Origin of the sequence: Paraburkholderia sp. SG-MS1 (assembly GCF_012275575.1) — a bacterium.
In the GTDB taxonomy this organism is placed as follows: domain Bacteria; phylum Pseudomonadota; class Gammaproteobacteria; order Burkholderiales; family Burkholderiaceae; genus Paraburkholderia.
The window spans coordinates 34,190-52,890 of sequence record NZ_NPIH01000242.1 but is presented as its reverse complement, the minus strand read 5'-3'; the positions used below and the strand labels follow the sequence as shown (position 1 = coordinate 52,890).

The window sequence follows — 18,701 nt, the reverse complement described above, 5'->3', positions numbered from 1 at the left end:
GGCGGCCTCGAAATACGGCGGAATCCATTCAAGCAGCGGTTCGTCGACATAGCCGCTTGCGCCCGTACTGCGTTCCTTGCCTACTCGACCGGAACCAGCGACCCGGCCCAAAGTCCGCGTGTCTCCGACGCGATCGGCCAATACCGCAAATAGTGGCGATGGGGGTCGCACGAGTGTCCGCGCCCATGTTGGCACAGCCGGCATCATGCGGGACAATCGTGGCCATCTGTCGACCTCTATCGACATCCGTTGCGAGGAGCCCGTCATGTCGGTATTGATCCTGGGTCTACTGATATTCCTTGGTTCGCATTCGGTCCGGATTTTCGCGGAAGAATGGCGCAAGGCGCGGATCGCCCGAATGGGCGAGATGGGCTGGAAGGCGGCGTATTCCGTCGTGTCGATAATCGGACTGGCGTTGATTATCTGGGGATACGGGATTGCACGGCGTGAGCCAGTCATGCTGTGGTCGCCGCCAGCATGGGCGCCGCATTTTGCAAGCGTGCTTACTCTCGTGGCATTCATCCTCTTTCCGGCTGCGTATGTCCGGGGCAATCACTTCGAGGCGCTGGTCAAGCATCCAATGACGATCAGTGCCGTGCTGTGGGCATTGGCTCATCTGCTGGCAAACGGGACGCTGAACGCGGTCTTGCTGTTCGGCGCGTTTCTCGTTTGGGGGCTGTTCGATTTCGCGGCTGCGCGACGGCGCGATCGTGTCGAAGGTATTGTCTACTATCCCGATGGAGGCCTCTCACGCGACTTGATTCCTGTCGTTGTCGGCGTCGTCGCCTGGATTGCGTTCGCGTATTTTCTCCACGGGTGGTGGATTGGTACGAAGCCGATGGGGTGAAGCCTGTGTGCCGCGAACGCCTTCACTCTGCAGAGGGACGTCAGTTTGAAATTGATTCGTCGCAATTGGTACAGTCTCGGACTAGTTTTTACTGTCCCGACCGCTATCCCTTCGATCAGAACAACATAGTCTTTCTGGGACTGCTGGCGGTGGCTTTCATTTGGAGCCTTCCTCTATCAAAACAGCACGACGACGCTTCTGGACACGCTGATTTCCGATCCTGGATGGCATCTGCAGGATGCGTCCGATATCAACGCCAGCGGACAGATTATCGGGATAGGGAGGCTGAACGACACTTCGACGGCTTTCATGCTTTCGCCCACGTCAAGCTGGCCGGGGTTGTCGCGCTTCCCGTTGCCGGTACTTGTAGGGAGCCTTCTCGGGGGCGTGGCTTATCGCGCAGGCGGCTGGATAATCGTTCGCGGAAGCGTCTGCAGGCGGGCATCGGCGAATGGCAGGAGTTGACCGAACGTGGCCGATGCTCACACACGGTTTGCACCGCCACGTCGCGGAGCAACCCATCAGCGACCGCGCGTTACGCTGGCCTTGGCCTTCCCATCCTTTGAGAAGGGCCGACGATTGCCAAGGAGCTCGACCAGCCGTGCCTCACATTCGGAAAACGAGTACCCGCGCCGCTGCGAGATCATGAACGTGAGGGGCCGCATGTGCCATGCGCGCCGTTGGAGTTCGACAAGCGTTCCCTTCGCGAGGTCTTCCACGACCATGTGATGCGGCATGTGCCCCCAGCATAAGCTTCCCCTGAGCAGATCGTGCTTCGCGCCGAGGTCATTCACCCGCCACTGGCGTTCACTGGCGACCCCCTGTTGTGTCTTTTCCGCATCGGGCTGATTGTCGGTTACGACGAGCTGGATGTGCCGGCCAAATTCCTCCCGCGGGATCGGCCCCGGGATTGCGGCCAGCGGATGCGACGGCGCACAAACGGTCACCATTTGCGCGTCACATAGATGCTGCCTTTCTATGGTGCCGGGGCTCAGCTCCGGCACGTCCGTGATCGTCACCGCCAACGCGCAGATGCCTTCGAAAACCAAACGCTCGCCGTCTTGCATGGTCGTCATGCGCAGATTGATCGCCACCGTTGGAAAGTCCGCCTGCAGGGTGCGCAGGCATTCGATCAGGTGCGCACGCGGAAAGTAGGTATCCACGGCAACCGAGACCTGTGGGACTCCAGCTTCAGCAATGGCAACCGCGCGCATCTTCATTTCCTCGGTGCGCGAGATCACACCTCGAGCATCAGGCAGGAGGCTGCGGCCAGCGGCCGTCAGCGTCGCTTTGCGAGTGTTGCGCTCGAACAGCACCACGTCGAAGGCACTCTCGAGCGCGCTGATCGCATGACTGATCGCTGACTGTGCACGCCTCAGCCGCCGTGCTGCCCCGGAAAAGCTTCCCTCGTCGCACACGGCGACGAACGCCCGAAGTTGATTGATGGTGACGTTATCTAGCACAGATATCTAGAAAGTAGATGGCACTTATAGATATTCGGTCAATTGGCTTCATGAATCAAGAGCTTCAGAATGGTGGTGTCGCTTTTGTTTCAAAGGATGCATGACATGAACAGACTGAATGGAAAGACCGCCGTGATCACCGGTGGCGCTACCGGCATCGGCCGCGCCGCAGCTAAGCGCTTCATCGATGAGGGCGCGTTCGTCTTCATCTTCGGCCGGCGGCAGGAAGCGCTCGACGCCGCTGTGGCCGCCCTCGGGCCCCATGCCCGCGCAGTGAAGGGCTCGGTCACCGATCTGGCCGACCTCGACCGACTCTACGCGGCGGTGAGGGCCGAGCGCGGAACCCTGGACATCGTCTTCGCCAATGCCGGGACGGGAAGCCCGCTTCCGCTGGGCCAGATCACCCCCGAGCACCTTGACGAGACCTTCGACACCAACGTGAAGGGAACGGTCTTCACGGTCCAGAAGGCGATGCCGCTCATGGGCCAGGGCGGTTCGATCATCCTGACCGGATCGAGCGCGGGCACCACGGGTGCCCCGGGATTCAGCGCCTACAGCGCGAGCAAGGCGGCCGTGCGCAACCTCGCCCGTACCTGGGCGGAGGACCTGAAGGGCACCGGCATCCGGGTCAACGTGCTGTCGCCCGGGCCGACCGCGACCGAACTCGCGAAGGCAGCGCTAGGCGAGGAAGGCCAGAAGGTCTTCGCCTCGATGAATCCGCTTCAGCGCATGGCCGATCCGGCGGAAATCGGGGCCGTGGCCGCCTTTCTCGCGTCATCGGACAGCAGCTTCATGACCGCCAGCGAGGTCGCCGTCGACGGCGGTCTGGCGCAACTCTGAGGAGAAAAATCAAATGACACAATCATTAAAGGGCAAAACCGCTCTCGTTACCGGGGCATCGCGTGGCATTGGCCGTGCCATCGCCGAACGTCTTGCCAAGGACGGTGCGACAGTGGCGCTGAGCTACAACGCCAACAAATCCGGAGCAGACGAGGCGGTCGCGGCCATCGAGAAAGCCGGAGGCACTGCGTTCGCGGTCCATGCAGATCTCGTTGATCCGGCGAGCGTCCCGGCCTTGTTCGAGAGACTCGACGAGGAATTCACCCGGCGCAACGGAAGCAAAGCCCTCGACATTCTGGTCAACAACGCAGGCAATTCCGGCTGGGTTGGCTTCAAGGACGCGACACCGGACAGTTGGGACACCCTGATGGCGGTCTACGCCCGCGCACCTTTCTTCATCGTTCAGGCCGCTCTGGATCGTCTCGCCGATGGCGGACGCATCATCAACATCTCTTCCGCTGCCGCCACGAAGCCCGTGACGGCAGCACCCGTCTACTCGATGGCCAAAGCGGCCATCAACAACCTGACCCACGCGCTCGCGGCCGAGCTGGGGCCGCGCGGAATTACTGCGAACAGTGTAGCGCCGGGTTACACGCGAACGGACGCGAACGCCGCCTTCCGGGAGAATCCCGAACTCGTGAAGGCAGCCGAGGCCGAAATCGCGCTGGGACGCTTCGGCGAACCTTCAGAAATCGCTGCCGTCGTGGCGTTCCTGGCCTCCGACGATGGTCATTGGGTAACCGCCCAGACGATTGAAGCGAGCGGCGGCTACAAGCTCTGACCCTGCCGAAAAACCGAAGGAGAATCTCATGAGCTACGCAATCATCGGCTTCGGCAAGATCGGCCAGGCTCTGGCCAGGACGTTTGCCCGCAACGGCATCGAAGTATCCGTTGCAACCACGCGTGACCCGGCGAGCTTTGCATCCCATGCGGCCGTGATCGGGCCCACTATCATTCCCACAACCCTGTCGGAAGCCGTCAACGCCGAGATCATCTTTCTGGCTGTCCGTTTCGAATCGCACCCGGAGGTCGCAAAGGCGCTGCCCGACTGGAAGGGAAAGATCATTGTCGACGCAATGAACACGCAAGCCCCGCTTGAGGAACTGGACGGTCTTCCATCCTCTGCAGTCGTCGCGAAGGCGTTCACCGGCGCCAATCTGGTGAAAGGCTTCAACCATCTGGTCGCTGCCGTCCTCGACCAGGACCCGGCCGTACACGGTGGCAGGAGAGTCGTGTTTCTGGCGAGCGGCGATGACCGAGCCGCAGCGGAGGTTGGCGCGCTTGCGGAAAAACTCGGTTTCGCGCCAATCAAACTTGGCGGGCTCTCTGAAGGCGGCCTGCTTGTGCATGCGCGCGGAAATAGCTGGGGGCAACTGATCTTCAAGGACTTGATCAAGTTCGACCGATGAACCACGGTTTCCGGACATTTCGCCGAGTTTCAGCGGCGGCTTCTGGTCCGTGAGCTTGCCCTTGTTCCAAGGTATCTTGGCGGGGGTCTCATCGTCAGTCGCTTCCATCACTGGGGGTGTAAAGCGCTCCGACCCAATGCCAGGTGATGATGATGGTAGAACGCCGGAAAATTTCAAAATTACGTTCCAACAGCCTGGTCAGGTAACCGTTCGCGAAGGCTAGTTTCCGAGCGTAACGGCCACTCGAACGTCCATTGAAGCCCGAGCGCGAATAGCCGATGTTGGCCGACCAGGCCGACGGCGTACGCATCAAACCTACCCGACCCGGTCGCTCACCGACACCATCTAAAGGACCGCTTTGCGGCGGATTGGCGAGAGCGGCGTTCGGGTCGTGGCGGTTCAGCCGAGCATGGCTAACGCAGTCGTCAGAACAGCACGTTTGAATTCCCTGGCGCGCCGCGGTAAGGAAGTGAACGGACTCAGCACATGGCTATAGGCGACGGTTTTGCTGATGCCATTGGCGAGCATCATGAACATGATGTGGGGATCCTGCCGCGGAATCTCACCTGCGTCGATAGCATCGATCAGCAACGGCACGAACACGTCATGAAACGGCCGCACCACCCGCTCGATCAGCAGGTCAAGGCGCTCTCCCGTTTCGGTTGCGGCAGTCGAAAAAAACATGCCGACGTCCGGCGTGAGAAACACCTGGTCGATCAGAATCGACACGGCGGCCTCGACACGCGCTCGCGGTCCGAGACCCGACGTCTCCCGCAAGGCGGTAGCCTTCGCGACCATGGGAGCCGCTTCGTCGGCAATCTGGTCCACCACGGCGATCCACAGCGCTTCCTTCGAGCCGTAGTGATGCGCGACCAGCGCCGGATCGACACCCGACGCCCTGGCGATTTCGCGCACGCTCGTCGCCTCATAGCCGCTCCTCGCGAACGCCCCTCGGGCGCTGCGAAGCAATGCGTCGGCGCCGCCCGCGTCGCGGCACGCTGGACGGCCACGCGACCGGCGCGGCGTGGGAGTCGCCTCGGTGCACTGGGCAGGATGGTCAGGGTGTTTCATCGGCGATGGAAGTTCGTGTTCAGGGAAAGCTACGAATTTTAGCGGGTGTCGCACCGCGAATAGCCGCGGCACCGGTTTGACATGAACCTGTCGAAACCTTACTATCGCACTTTAATTCATCACTCGTAGAATATCTGATTATGCGCCAGACCACCCGGATCGTCATCGTCGGCGGCGGCATCGCTGGACTTCTGCTCGCGACCAGACTGGGCGACACGCTTGGCCGCAGCGGCCGCGCTCAAGTCACGTTGATCGACAAAAGCGCAACCCATGTGTGGAAGCCCATGCTGCACACGATCGCGGCAGGCACGCGCGATATCCAGCAACAGCAGATCATCTATCTCGCGCACGCCCGCGACCACGGCTTCAGCTATCAGCCGGGCGAAATGGAGGGCCTGGACCGCAATGCGCGCATCGTCAGGCTGGCCGCGTTGCGTTCGAAGGGCGGTGAAGTTGTGATCGGCCCGCGCACGGTCGAATACGATGTACTGATACTTGCGTTAGGTAGTCGCGCCAACGACTTCGGCACCCCGGGCATACTCGACCATTGCCATTTCATTGACAGCCAGGCACAGGCTGAAGTCTTCAACGAAGCATTGCGAATCCGCATATTTCAGAGCGTTGTGAGGAATAGCCCGTTGCGCGTGTCTATCGTCGGCGCGGGAGCGACCGGCGTCGAGCTGGCCGCCGAATTGAGCCGCTTGCTCGAAGTGGCGTCCAGTTACGGCGACCCCAGCATCCGCTCGCGTCTGAAACTCACCCTTTATGAAAGCGCACCGCGCGTACTGGCGGGGTTTCCGCCGGCGGTGTCGGCGTCCAGCGAGGCACAGTTACGGCAGATCGGTTTCACGGTTCGAACGGACACGCGAGTGACCGCCGCCGAACCCGATGCACTCCGGTTGGGCGATGGCAGCCAGCAGCCGGCGGATTTGATGGTATGGGCGGCAGGCGTCAAGGCGCCTGATTTTCTAAGCAAACTGGATGGGATCGAGACCAATCGTTCCAATCAGATCATCGTCAGGCCAAGCCTGCAGACGCAGGACGACGACACAATATTCGCCCTCGGCGACTGCGCGACGTTGACGCTCGCCGGCAATGAACGTGCTCTGGCACCCACGGCGCAAGTCGCCACGCAACAGGCGCAACATCTCGCCAGGCACTTGCCGGGCTGGCTCGGCGGCGGCTCATTGCCCGACTTTGCATTTCACGACTTCGGCGCGCTGGTGTCGCTGAGCGACTACAACGCATTTGGAACGCTCGGGCAGTTCGGATTCTTCCGTGGCGGGTTCATCAAGGGACGTTTCGCGCAGATCAGCCACGCCATGCTCTACCGGCAACATCAGCAGGCTCTGCACGGGTTCGGCAAGGCCATGATGCTGTGGACCGCCGAGCGGATCAATGGCCTCGTTCAGCCGAAGATACGAATGAGCTGAACGCCACCCCACTTTTGACGGGAGTACTGTCATGGATCAATGCGTGAGCGCCGACATGGCATGGCAGCGCACTGTCGGCCAACTCGATGCGGGATGCGCGCATCAATTGATCGCGCGAGTCAGGCATATAGTCGATTCGCACGGATCAAGCGGTTTGCCGGTCAAGAATGAAGACGTTGCGATCGCGCTGCTTGATCGACCCAGTCCACGAACGGCCACCGTATCGTGGAGCGATCCCCGAGGGTGCAAGTATGGCGAACAGGTTTGGCGCCTGGCGACAGCCAGACGATCGGGTACATGCGCCTTGAGCGGACAGAGCATCGCCGCGGGCGATGCGATCTACCGCCCCTCAAAGGTCGAGCCGCCTCCAGCCAACGCGGCTGCCATGATGCTTGCAACAGTCGTCGAGCTCGGCTTTACCGATGAATGTGATTCGAGTCCAACGAGCTACCCGACTTCATAGAGCTGCCAACAGGTAACCAAAAGCCACGCCAGGGCGAGAATGCAGATCGGGCCCGGCCGATGGCCGATCGTCAGGTGGCTCACGAAGGAAGCGCAGCAGCCGGGCCCGTTGCGTCGGAATATTGATCGAGAAACCTTGCACAGAGCACGGCCCACTGCTGGCGTGGATCTAGAAAGCGCTCTTGATAACCCCGCCGTCGGCTCGCAACGCAGCTCCCGTCGTGGCCGACGAAAGCGGACTGGCGACATAGGCCACGAGCGAGGCGATTTCCTGCGGCGAACCGAATCGCTTGATGAGCGATGTGGGACGCACCTTCTCGAAGAACTCCTTCTCGAACGCTTCGAACGACTTACCATCGGCCTTCGCAAGCGATTCCACAAAATCACCCACTCCCCGCGATTTCGTTGGCCCGGGCAGCACGCTGTTGACCGTAATGCCCGTGCCCGCAACCGCTTCGGCCAGTCCGCGCGAGACCGCAAGCTGAGCGGCTTTCGTCATCCCGTAGTGGATCATTTCGGCTGGAATCTGCACCCCGCTTTCGCTCGAAATGAAAATGACACGCCCCCAGTTTGCCTTCTTCATTGCAGGCAGAAACAGGCGAGCGAGACGCACCCCGCTCAAGACGTTGACGTCGAAGAACCGCTGCCAGTCCGCGTCGGGAATCTCTTCAAACGGCTTGGGCTCGAAGATGCCCAGGTTGTTCACCAGAATTTCCACGTTCGGATAGCGCCGTGCGAGTTCTTCTGCTGAAGCGGCCGTACTGAGGTCGCCCGCAAATCCCTGCACGTCGGTGCCCGTCTCGGCTTTCAGTCGTGCGACCACGTCATCCACGGATGACTGCGAGCGGCCGTTCACGATCACACGAGCGCCTTCCTGCGCCAATGTGCTGGCGATAGCGAAACCGATGCCGGCTGTGCTGCCGCTCACCAGTGCGAGTTTGCCTGTGAGATTCAAGTCCATGAGTGGTTTCCTTTCTATGCATGAAGTAAGGATGGCGGCATCGGGGCTTGAGTGCCGGATGCCGCCCGGAGTTTCACGTACGGGTAATCGATGCGCCACCATCGACCAGTGAGGCGGTGCCCGTCACGAAGGACGAATCGTCCGACGCGAGATACAGCACCGAACGCGCCAGTTCTTCCGGCTTTGCGACGCGCTTGAGTGCATGCAGCCCGGTGACGAACGCCTGCGATTCGTCGCTGTCGTTCATGTCGCGATACATCTCCGTGTCCACGGCGCCCGGCAACACCGCGTTGACGCGCACACCTTGCGCGCCGTACTCGGCGGCGAGCGCCTGCGTCAAACCGATCAGTCCGGCCTTGCTCGCCGCATAGGCCGCAGTGCCGGGAAACGCGAACGAATAACCGACAAACGTCGACGTGAAGATGATCGATCCGCCACCTTGCTTCAGCATTTCGGGTATCTGGTGCTTCGCTCCGAGGAACGCACTGGTCAGGTTGGTCGCCAGCGCGGCGTTCCAACCGGCTTCGGAAATGCCGGTGCTCGGGCCCATTTCGCCCAGCGTACCGGCGTTGTTGTAGGCGATGTCCAGACGGCCGAAACGGCCGACTGCAAGTTCCACCAGCGCCTTCGCGAAGTCCTCGGATTGCACGTCGCCTGCGAGATACGCGGCTTCGCCGCCTTCGCTAGCGATCTCCGCGACGAGCGTGTCGAGTTCCGCCGCGCGACGGGCGGCAAGCACCACCTTGGCGCCCTCTTTCGCGAACAGCTTCGCAGTAGCGCGGCCGATGCCTGCACTGGCACCGGTCACGATAGCGACTTTTCCGGTCAAGCGTTGCATGCACTCTCTCCTGAGTATCCGGCCAGTGCCCTATGCCGTGGCCCGTGAGAGGAATATAGGCTTCAGTCCCGATGGTGGAAAGGCCGAAAACATGGTCGTATCAAACAGCTTTTGTGAATGATGGGAGGTCTGAATGGACCGTTTGCGTGCCTTCGAGGTTTTCGTGACGGTGGTAAGCCGTGGCGGCTTTGCGCGCGCCGCGGATGTGCTCGGCACGTCGCCCGCCAACGTGACCCGCTATGTGAACGAGCTGGAAGCGCACCTGGGCACGCGCCTGCTGAATCGCACGTCACGCACGCTCTCTCTGACCGAGGGCGGCGAGACGCTGTACGCCCGCTGCAAGTCCATTCTCGACGATGTCGCCGAGACGGAAGGGCTGGTGTCCTCGGCATCGGTCGAGCCCCGCGGGCGTCTGCGCATCAATGCGCCCGTGAGCTTCGGCATTCTGTATCTGGCGCCGCTATGGCCGGAGTTCATGCGGAAGTACCCCGGCATCGAAGTCGACGTTGGGCTGATTGACCGCGTCGTCGATATCGTCGATGAAGGCTACGATCTCGCCATCCGCATTTCACGAGCCGGTTCCTCCAACCATGCAGCTCGCAAACTGGCGACATCGAAAAACATTCTGTGCGCGTCGCCGGACTACCTGGCTCGCGCGGGAATGCCAGCAGCACCAGCGGACCTGGTCCAACATCGCTGCATCGGATACACCTACGCAGCCACCGGCGATGAGTGGCAACTGATCGACGGTGGCGGCAAGACTCACATGGTGAAGGTCGACTGTCACATGCATACGAATAACGGCGATACGGCGCGCGCCGCAGCGCTCGCCGGGCAAGGCGTGATCTGGCAACCCACATTCCTGATCGGCAACGACGTACGGGCCGGCACGCTCGTTCACGTATTGCCGGAGTATCGCCTGCCCGAGATCGACATACTCGCCATGTACCCGAGCCGTCGACACCTGAGCGCCAGAGTGCGTGTCATGATCGATTTCCTGGTCAATGCGTTCGGCGGGACGCCCCCATGGGATGGGGACGACACAAACCGGACAGATGTGACGTCGAGGACGAGTTGAAGGGGCCAACGAACGTCGGGACACGAATTCGCGCGGACGTCCGCCGCCTCGGTGCAGACGACATTCGAATGCCTGCGCGATAGCAGCCGCCGACGCCCCTAAACTGGCCGAATCCGCGCCCACGGCGAACGCACCGGATCGACCGCGGGCAAATGCCAATCCCGCCAGACCGCACTGGTGGTCCGCTCCATGTCCGGCGGTGGTCGACCCATCACGGCCCCTCGGCCAACTTCCACCCACGGCCAAACGTCGACGAATTGCAGCCATTCAGGCCTGCGATTCGAAGATCAAGACTTAGCCAGCCACTGCGTGCCCGATCGGTGCGCACACACCGGCTGACACCGATAAATTTCGTCGCTTCGATGCCACAGTGACTCGTCCGGAATAGGCGGCTCACTGAGTCACTGCGCCTTTTCTGGCAGGGGCGTCTGCAGAATTGCTACGAATTCATGACGGATTAACTTGAGAAAACGTAACAGTCCAATCCAGGCTGGAAATAGTCTGATGCTGCTCCTGCGCTCTTATACTCGCCCCGCTGTTTTCTGACTCAACCTCAACACGCTCGAGCCAATTCATGAAGAAAATTTCCTTCGCCCTCGCTGTCTCCGCTGCGCTTGCTACATCGGCGGCACAGGCACAAAGCTCGGTCACGCTGTACGGCCTTGTCGACGCTGGTATCGCCTATACGAATAACGTTGGCGGAAGCGGCCGAGTCGCGCTGGCGAGCGGCAACATCAGCGGGAGCCGCTTCGGCCTGCGCGGCTCAGAAGATCTCGGTAGTCGCCTCAAAGCCATCTTCGTGCTTGAAAATGGCTTCAACGTGAACAACGGCACCCTCGGTCAGGGTGGCCGGATGTTTGGTCGACAAGCCTATGCTGGGCTGACCAGCAACGAGTTCGGCACCGTCACGCTGGGGCGCCAATATGACTCAATGGTCGATTTCGTCTCGCCGCTGTCAGCGACGGCTGGCACGTTTGGTGACTCGGGTTTTGCGCACCCGTACGACAACGACAACCTCCAACATACCGTTCGCTTCAATAACTCGGCCAAATTCACCAGCCCCAACTATGCCGGCTTCAAGTTCGGCGGCATGTACGCGTTCAGCAACAGCCAGAACGGCTTTGCCGTCAACCGCGCCTACAGCGCGGGCGCAAGCTACGACTATGGTTCGTTGAAGGTGGCTGCCGCTTATCTGCAGATTAATGGTTCGAGCGCTTCGAATGCCACGGGTGCCGCTGACCCGACTGAGTTCAGGGGTGGCTTGACTTCGGATGTGCAGCGCACGGCGGGCGCCGGTTTGAGCTACGGTTTCGGCCCTGCTGTGGTGGGGTTCGTCTACACGCACAGCCAGTTCCAGGGCACGAGCGCGTTCGGTCTGAAAAACGGCTCGGCTCATTTCGACAACTACGAACTCAACGCGAAGTACGCAGTTACGCCGGCACTCAATCTCGGCGTTTCGTATGCATACACGGATGCACATCTGGACGGTGCGACCTCGTACGGTGCAGATCCGAAGTGGAATCAGGTGAACGCGATCGCACGGTACTCGCTATCGAAGCGCACGGAGCTCTATGCTGAAGCAATGTACCAGCACGCAACGGGCAACAAGAACGTCGCATTTCTGTACAACGCCGGTGGCGCATCGTCGACGGGCAATCAGGTCATGGGTTCGGTCGGTATGTTGACCCGCTTCTAAGGTGGCCCGACGCAGAGCGGTTTTTTCCCCTGTGCCAGCGCGAAACAGCAGTGCGCGCCGGCAAGAACATGTGCCGCCGAAACTCATCTGGACACGGCCGATGCGGCTCGGCTGAGAAGGCCGCGTTCAGATGAGTCGGACTGTCGTCGTGGGCCCCGACCAAGTAGTAAAGGCGAAGTGAAGGCGGAAATAGCGTCCGTTACTTTCGCCACCCGACTTTCTTCGGGTAGTATTTTCGCCCGTCCATATGGACGGGCTTTTTTTTCTTCAAAAACAGCGACTGCCCGGCTTTTTCCACCCATTCCAAGTCGGCCCTTGCAGATCGGCGAACGGCCGCTCAGCGGGACGCACGTCGAACTATCTGCGTATAACCGATGATCAGGGAATACCCCTGGCGTGCAAATGGCTGAGAAAACGACAACAAGGCAAACACCATGTCGATCGCGCCAGCCATGAGGTAGGGAAACGAAAGCGCCGAACGTATAACGAATCTTCTCGCGAGCACGTTCGCTAGTAATCTCGCCACAGCAGATTGAATCTCGGGCGGCGATTCGAAAGATCCATCCCTTAACGCCACATACACCCGAACGTGGCGATCAAACTCTATCGACCGATCGAGAAGACGGGAGGCCTTGCTCGACGTGTAGTCGATGTAATTGCAAAATCGCCGGCTGCACAGAATTGCAAGAATCCAATTCGTTATCCGCACAAAGGCGTGCGACATACGCGCGTACCCCTTCAGACTCCGCTTGCCCGCCTTCCCGTCATCCTTCACCCCGGGTTGCACTGCATCTGTTCAGCCACGTCCAGTGTTGGCGTGCAGTGAGCCCCCTTTGAGCAGCCACACCGCCCGCAGCGCGAACTCAAGCGCGTACCGTGCACGCTTGTCTTGCCTGTCACCGTTCTTCTTCTTGCCTGATTTGATCTGCTCAACAGCAGACTCGTTTTCCCACGGCACGCCCATTCCGATATCCGTCTATCCGGGTTTCAGCGTGCGCTATCAGACAGAGCTATGGCTCACGCGAGGAGAAGATCACCCTGCGCCAGTGCTTCCATCTAAGGAAGGTCTGCAAAAGTCCCGCATTTGATGATTGGGCTTCGATGATTTCCATCACCGAAGCATCGATTGAAAACGGGCCGTGTGAACACGCATTCAGTTGGACAGTTCCAACTCGCCTACCACAATCTCGATAACGGGATCAGACATATGAAAGACATCGTGCATATCACGGAAGCCTTCGGAGGGGGGGTTCTGTCGATGCTGACCGAGCTTTCCAACCGCGCCGCGGAAGCGGGGGCCAATGTATCCGTGATTTACTCGTTACGGCGAGAAACGCCTGCAAACTTCGAAAGTCTGTTTCATCCAAAAGTAAAGATGACCCACGTATCGATGTGCAGAGAGATCAGTTTCAAGAAAGACTGGTCGAGCCTGCTCGCGCTCGTTCAAAATTTACGTGTCCGTAATCCGCAAGTCATCCACCTTCACTCGTCGAAAGCAGGTGTCCTCGGGCGAGCCGCGGCCAAAATAGCGTCCCCTCACGCCAAAGTATTTTATTCACCGCACGGCCCCGCCTTTCTCCGGCGTGATGTATCGCCTGCGAAACAGTACACCTATTTGAGCTTTGAACGTCTCGCCAATTTCATTGGCGGAACGATTGTTGCATGTTCACGTAGTGAACTTCATGAAATCAAAGGCCGGGTTCACGCGCACTCGTCTGTCCTGATCGAGAACGGCGTCGATATCAACGAAATCCCCCAGCGCTGCAAACGAAGCGACGACAAGGTGATGATCGGCATGACCGGCCGCGCTTCGTTCCAGAAAAACCATGAGGTGTTTCTCAAGCTGGCGAATGAATTTCGCGATCCCTCCGTGAGCTTCGTGTGGATCGGCGGGACTGAAGAAGAAGTGCCCGACGTGTACCGCGGCGACGCGGTCACGTGCAGCGGCTGGGTCACCCGTGCGCGCGCGTTGGAGCTGATGTCGCAGCTTGACGTCTATGTTCAGACGTCACGCTGGGAAGGAATGCCGATGGCGCTAATCGAAGCACAAGTCGCGGGCATTCCCGCGGTGGTGACCAACGTCGTGGGCAATCGCGACATTGTCATTCATTGCGTTACCGGCTTTGTGGCGTCCAACGAAGAGGAGTTAGCGAAATATCTCGCCCTTCTACGTGACAACCCGACGCTTCGTCAGCAAATGGGCGCCGCAGCGAGAAAACGGGCTATGGAGCGCTTTTCTATGGACCTGATCTTTCGCGAATGGCAACTGCTTTACGGCCTGGCCGACGAGCGCATTACCCGCAATGAGCCGCTGATCGTTGACATCGCTCATCCTTATGACGTCAATAGTTAACCGGAGATTACGGTTGAAAAACATGCAACCTGCCGCACCCTCATTTATCTACAACGGTCGATTCGCTACACAGAAGACGACCGGGGTACAGCGCGTGGCGCGTGAGCTGATCGCTGCGCTCGGACATCTGCCCGGCAACGGTGGCGTTACCCTTGTCGTTCCGCCGCAGCCGGAACTGCAGTCCGTGGACGGCACCCATTTAGTCAAGATCGGCTTTGGAAAAGGCGTGTTCTGGGAACAGCTCGTCCTTCCCTTATTCGCGGGCCGGCATCGTATTGTCAATCTCAGCAACTCGGCCTCGATCTTTCGTCTGAACCAGGTCATCTACATGCACGACGCGGCGGTATTCGATGTGCCGGCTCATTTCTCGCGGCGCTTCCGTGCATGGTACCGATTCATGTTCTGGATTCTGGCGCGAACGTCGAGTTGCGTGGTGACCAATTCGGATTTCTCGCGGCAGCGCCTCGCGCACCATTGCGCTGTGCCGGCAGAACGGATCAGCGTCGTTCCGCTTGGGGCGGACCATCTGGATGCGATCACACCCGACGCAAGTGTTTTGCAGGAACACGGCCTCGTGGCGAAGCGTTTCGTTCTCGCGGTCAGCAACATGAACCCCACCAAGAACTTTGGCCGCATTCTCGAATCCTTCCGCCAGCTCAACGATCCTTCGATTGATCTGGTGATCGTTGGTATGAAGAACACGAGCGTGTTCGGCGACGTTCAGGACATGCGAGCCATCGCGCCCAACATCAAAGCCGTGGGGTATCTCAACGACCAGAAGCTCAAAGCCCTGTATCAGCATGCGCACTGCTTCGTATATCCGTCTATTTACGAAGGATTTGGCATTCCACCGCTCGAGGCCATGCGCTGCGGCTGCCCGGTTATCGTGGGCCGCTCTTCGGCATTACCGGAAACGTGCGGCGACGCAGCGCTCTATTGCGACCCCTTCTCTTCAGAAGATATTGCGGACAAGATGCGCACGCTACTCTGTAAGTCCGACATTAGATCGATCATGATCGAGCGTGGTTATTCGCACGCGGCCAGATTCCGCTGGGACTCAAGCGCCGAGATGCTCCGGCAAGTCATCAATCGTTCCTGGCGCAACATATAACTGCGCTTTGCAGTCTGGCGGCCGACTTTCGGGCTCAGTCCGGTCGGCGCGGCCGCCGGGCCTATTCCGAGTTTAAGGAGAACATCAGTGAGGCTGGGCATTTATTGCGATTCGGGTGTCAACGGCGGTCACGAAGAAATGCTCAAGCGGCTGATTCTCGCGCTTGTGAAGTCTCCGGGAATTGCTAGCTTTCATATTCTGGTACCCACCCAGAATAAGCCAATGTCCGATTTTGCCAGCGACATTGCGGCCCAGTATCGCCAGGTCGTCGTCACCTCGCTGCCGTTCACGACCGAGTCGATTCACGGCAATCCTCTCGCGCTACTGGCGACGTCATGGAGCACCGCGGCCAGATTACGCACGCTGAATCTGACGAAACTCGTGATCGCCCAAGGCACGATCGTGTCGGCAATCACCGGTTTGCTCGCTGCGCGACTGGCTCGCACGACTGCCGTCAGCTACATTCCACTGATAGATGATGCCGCGCAAGCGGGCGCGCCCATTGCCGAACGCGTCAAATCGCGCGTTAAGCGGGCGTTGTACCAGCTGCCGCACCAGTACATCACGCTCAATGATCATCTGCGCGAAAAACTGCGGAAGCAGGCGCCGGACACGCCCGCCTCGATTCTCGAAAACTACGTCGACAATCGATTCAGCCGTTCCTCGCTTACCCGTGAAACAGCGCGTAGCTCACTTGGCTTGCCGCAAAGCGGAAAGTTCATTTGCGCGCAAATTGGCCGGATTCACTTTCAGCATAAACGGCAAAGCTTCCTGCTCGCTGCCATCGAAAAGCACCCCAATGCCTTTGCGAATAGTATTGTGCTCATCATCGGTGACGGCCCCGACGCGGATAAGTTACAACAAGCTGTGCAAGGGAGCGAGGTTCTGTCGCGTTGCGTTCGCATCATCGGCCCGCAATCCGACGTACTGCCGTACATCCTGGCGAGCGACGTCGTCGTGTTGCCGTCGGCCTATGAGGGCGTGCCGCTTGTGATGATCGAGGCCGTGCTGGCCGGGCGCCCTATCGTGGCATCGCAGGTATCGGCACTCGGCTCTTACTTGCCGGCCGAATTGCTGTTTCCTGTTCACGATCACGACGCGTTCGTCGACAAGATCTTTTCGGCACCTGCCTACCCGCTCTCTGGTCTGACGGATTCTTTTCGGGTGCGATTCTCTCGTGAAGCGTTCGATGCTCAGGCGCAGGAAGTCTTATTGCAGCCCGTGCCGCAACGTCGCGTTGCGACCCATCTCGAGCACAATACCGCGGATCTCGGGACAAAGTAGCGCGCCCAGGTTCAGCAGGAATGTGGTATAGAAAGCCACGGCAACAGGCAGCAATCTCTACGGCCTCGATCATCACGACATGATGTCGTGATGATCGAGGCCTTCTGGCTTACCGGCTGCACTGCTGTTTGCTGTTCACGATCAATCAGGACGCGTTCGTCGAAAGGATCTTTTCCGCGCCCAGCGCCCCCGTTCTCCGAACCGGTGGATTCTTTCCGGGTGAGGTTCTGTCGAGAAGCGTTCGACGCTCAGACGCAGAGAGGATTACTGCAGTCCCTGCCGCAACGCCGCGTTGCGGACCATTTTGAGCACAATGCCGCGGATCTCGGCGCACAGTAGCGATCGGTCCAGCAGGAAGGTTGCACCGAAAACCACCGCGCCCAGCGCAATCTCCAGAACGAGCTTCACGCCAGGGTGCACGGACCCGGGCAGCAGACCGGACGCGATCCAGACGCTCGCCACCATCGGCGCGGTCATTCGCAGCGGAATGAAGCAGGCATGGAGATATTCGCCGAAACTCGGACCCAGCACGCGCTTGATCAAGAGCAGATACATCGGCAGGAACGCGATCACTTCGACCGCGAGTAATCCGAATGCGACGCCCAGTGCCCCGCCCAGATAAGCACCAACGATAATGGCGGGCACCATCGTCGCGGTTTTCGCCAGGTTGAACCAGAAACTCAACCTGATCTTTCCCGTCGCCATCATCAGCGAGGTGACCGGATGGCCTATGGAACGGAATGCCCCTACCAGACAAAGCACTTGCATGATCGGTGTGATCCAGAGCCATTTCGCACCGAACATGCTGACGACAAAATCGGGGCCCGCGATCAGAAGCCCAAACACGAGCGGAAAATTGAACATCGCCATGAAACCCGTCAGCTTGAAGTAATTCGTACGAAGCTTCGCCGTGTCGTCCTGGATGATCGAAAAGACAGGAAAGAGTACGCGCGTGAAGAACGGGTTGAGCCGCGCCGGAAAACCAACGGCGCAGTTGTGTGCGAGGTTGAAGCCCCCAAGCGTTGCCGCGCCTAACGCCCGACCCGCCACGATGCCGCCGAAATTGAAGTTCAGGTAGAACACCATCGCGTCCATGGCCTGAAAAACGCCAAAGCCCAGATACGACCTCGTGTCCGCGAGTCGGAATCGCCATGCAGGTTTATGCAGCTTGCGCCCGCTTACATTGAGCATAAGCGTACGACATGCCGTTCCGGTCAGCGCACCGAAAATCGGCGCGTAAGCGCCATAGCCGCGCATCGCGAAGACAAGCGTCGTGACGAACAGCATCAGCGTGGACGCAACCTCGATCTTCGAGAGCATATTGAACATCAACTCCCGCTCCATCAGGGACCGGTACTGCAAACCATGCGGCGAGATGAAGAACAACAGTGCACCGAGACCTATCAGCGACTTGAGCTCAGGCTCCGAAAAAAACCACGCCGCGAGACCGCTTCCGGCAAGCAAGACCCCGCCAAGAACCGCACCGAACATGACATTGAGCCAGTACAGCGATGACAACTCCTGCGTCGTCACGTTCTTACGCTGTACGATTGCCGTGCTCAGTCCCATGTCGAGAAACATGTCGGCCAGCGTCGTGAACAGCGAAACCATACTCACCAGACCCAACTCGGCCGGCCTTAGCAAGCGGGCCAAGATGGCCACCTGCACGAACTGTACGCTGACCGTCAGGATCATCGACGTCGCCGACCACTTCGCCCCGGAAATCGCTTTTTCTCGTAGTGACATTACTTTCCTATCGTCCAAACTACACAGGGCAGCACCGGCGCACGCGTATTCGGAAAAAATAACAGCTATAGATCAGCGAGTTGCAGGAGTGTGTGCCCGGACCTGATTG

17 protein-coding genes are annotated in these 18,701 nt (G+C 59.6%); 11 read left to right on the top strand and 6 right to left on the bottom strand.

Annotated elements, in window-relative coordinates:
* The first annotated feature begins 265 nt into the window (after nt 1-265).
* Complete coding sequence (locus CIC12_RS23825) at nt 266-847, top strand: NnrU family protein (RefSeq protein WP_168667573.1); 582 nt, start codon at nt 266-268, stop codon at nt 845-847.
* A 521-nt stretch (nt 848-1,368) separates the two neighbouring features.
* Here CIC12_RS23825 and CIC12_RS23820 read toward each other — a convergent pair.
* On the bottom strand, nt 1,369-2,310 hold the full coding sequence (locus tag CIC12_RS23820) for a LysR family transcriptional regulator (protein WP_168667572.1): 942 nt from the start codon (nt 2,308-2,310) through the stop codon (nt 1,369-1,371).
* 105 nt (nt 2,311-2,415) lie between these two features.
* On the opposite strand from CIC12_RS23820, the gene CIC12_RS23815 reads away from it, so the two are divergent.
* Genes CIC12_RS23815 through CIC12_RS23805 form a run of 3 tightly spaced genes read left to right on the top strand, consistent with a single transcriptional unit; the run spans nt 2,416 to nt 4,559 of the window.
* Nucleotides 2,416-3,150, top strand: coding sequence for an SDR family NAD(P)-dependent oxidoreductase (locus CIC12_RS23815; protein ID WP_168667571.1), 735 nt, complete (start codon nt 2,416-2,418; stop codon nt 3,148-3,150).
* A 13-nt stretch (nt 3,151-3,163) separates the two neighbouring features.
* Entirely contained in the window at nt 3,164-3,931 is a 768-nt protein-coding gene (locus tag CIC12_RS23810) for an SDR family NAD(P)-dependent oxidoreductase (protein ID WP_168667570.1), read from the top strand.
* 28 nt (nt 3,932-3,959) lie between these two features.
* Nucleotides 3,960-4,559: an NADPH-dependent F420 reductase gene (locus tag CIC12_RS23805; RefSeq protein ID WP_168667569.1), complete on the top strand. Its 600-nt coding sequence runs from the start codon at nt 3,960-3,962 to the stop codon at nt 4,557-4,559.
* A gap of 399 nt (nt 4,560-4,958) precedes the next feature.
* On the opposite strand, the gene CIC12_RS23800 is transcribed toward CIC12_RS23805, so the two are convergent.
* Entirely contained in the window at nt 4,959-5,630 is a 672-nt protein-coding gene (locus CIC12_RS23800; RefSeq protein ID WP_168667567.1) for a TetR/AcrR family transcriptional regulator, read from the bottom strand.
* A 140-nt stretch (nt 5,631-5,770) separates the two neighbouring features.
* Here CIC12_RS23800 and CIC12_RS23795 point away from each other — a divergent pair, with 140 nt between their 5' ends.
* Nucleotides 5,771-7,063 carry an NAD(P)/FAD-dependent oxidoreductase gene (locus CIC12_RS23795; protein ID WP_168667565.1) on the top strand — a complete coding sequence of 431 codons (1,293 nt, stop codon included), beginning with the start codon at nt 5,771-5,773 and terminating at the stop codon, nt 7,061-7,063.
* A gap of 31 nt (nt 7,064-7,094) precedes the next feature.
* Complete coding sequence (locus CIC12_RS23790) at nt 7,095-7,526, top strand: DUF3331 domain-containing protein (protein WP_174772168.1); 432 nt, start codon at nt 7,095-7,097, stop codon at nt 7,524-7,526.
* 168 nt (nt 7,527-7,694) lie between these two features.
* Here CIC12_RS23790 and CIC12_RS23785 read toward each other — a convergent pair whose 3' ends face one another.
* Nucleotides 7,695-8,486, bottom strand: a complete 792-nt coding sequence (locus CIC12_RS23785; RefSeq protein ID WP_168667728.1) for an SDR family NAD(P)-dependent oxidoreductase — start codon at nt 8,484-8,486, stop codon at nt 7,695-7,697.
* A gap of 73 nt (nt 8,487-8,559) precedes the next feature.
* Nucleotides 8,560-9,324, bottom strand: coding sequence for an SDR family oxidoreductase (locus tag CIC12_RS23780; RefSeq protein WP_168667563.1), 765 nt, complete (start codon nt 9,322-9,324; stop codon nt 8,560-8,562).
* Between the two features lie 133 nt (nt 9,325-9,457).
* On the opposite strand from CIC12_RS23780, the gene CIC12_RS23775 reads away from it, so the two are divergent.
* The gene (locus CIC12_RS23775; protein WP_168667561.1) at nt 9,458-10,402 is read left to right on the top strand and encodes a LysR family transcriptional regulator; all 945 of its coding nucleotides are present in this window, start codon (nt 9,458-9,460) and stop codon (nt 10,400-10,402) included.
* Between the two features lie 574 nt (nt 10,403-10,976).
* Complete coding sequence (locus tag CIC12_RS23770; RefSeq protein WP_168667559.1) at nt 10,977-12,098, top strand: porin; 1,122 nt, start codon at nt 10,977-10,979, stop codon at nt 12,096-12,098.
* A 796-nt stretch (nt 12,099-12,894) separates the two neighbouring features.
* Here the strand turns inward: CIC12_RS23770 and CIC12_RS23765 are convergent.
* Nucleotides 12,895-13,062, bottom strand: coding sequence for a hypothetical protein (locus tag CIC12_RS23765; protein ID WP_168667557.1), 168 nt, complete (start codon nt 13,060-13,062; stop codon nt 12,895-12,897).
* Nucleotides 13,063-13,305: 243 nt separating this feature from the next.
* Here CIC12_RS23765 and CIC12_RS23760 point away from each other — a divergent pair, with 243 nt between their 5' ends.
* From CIC12_RS23760 to CIC12_RS23750, 3 genes are all read left to right on the top strand, one after another.
* The gene (locus CIC12_RS23760) at nt 13,306-14,451 is read left to right on the top strand and encodes a glycosyltransferase (RefSeq protein ID WP_168667555.1); all 1,146 of its coding nucleotides are present in this window, start codon (nt 13,306-13,308) and stop codon (nt 14,449-14,451) included.
* Nucleotides 14,452-14,473: 22 nt separating this feature from the next.
* Nucleotides 14,474-15,562, top strand: a complete 1,089-nt coding sequence (locus tag CIC12_RS23755; RefSeq protein WP_168667726.1) for a glycosyltransferase family 4 protein — start codon at nt 14,474-14,476, stop codon at nt 15,560-15,562.
* Nucleotides 15,563-15,649: 87 nt separating this feature from the next.
* Nucleotides 15,650-16,846 carry a glycosyltransferase gene (locus tag CIC12_RS23750; RefSeq protein WP_168667553.1) on the top strand — a complete coding sequence of 399 codons (1,197 nt, stop codon included), beginning with the start codon at nt 15,650-15,652 and terminating at the stop codon, nt 16,844-16,846.
* 264 nt (nt 16,847-17,110) lie between these two features.
* On the opposite strand, the gene CIC12_RS23745 is transcribed toward CIC12_RS23750, so the two are convergent.
* On the bottom strand, nt 17,111-18,592 hold the full coding sequence (locus tag CIC12_RS23745; RefSeq protein ID WP_168667551.1) for an MOP flippase family protein: 1,482 nt from the start codon (nt 18,590-18,592) through the stop codon (nt 17,111-17,113).
* Between the last annotated feature and the right edge of the window lie 109 nt (nt 18,593-18,701).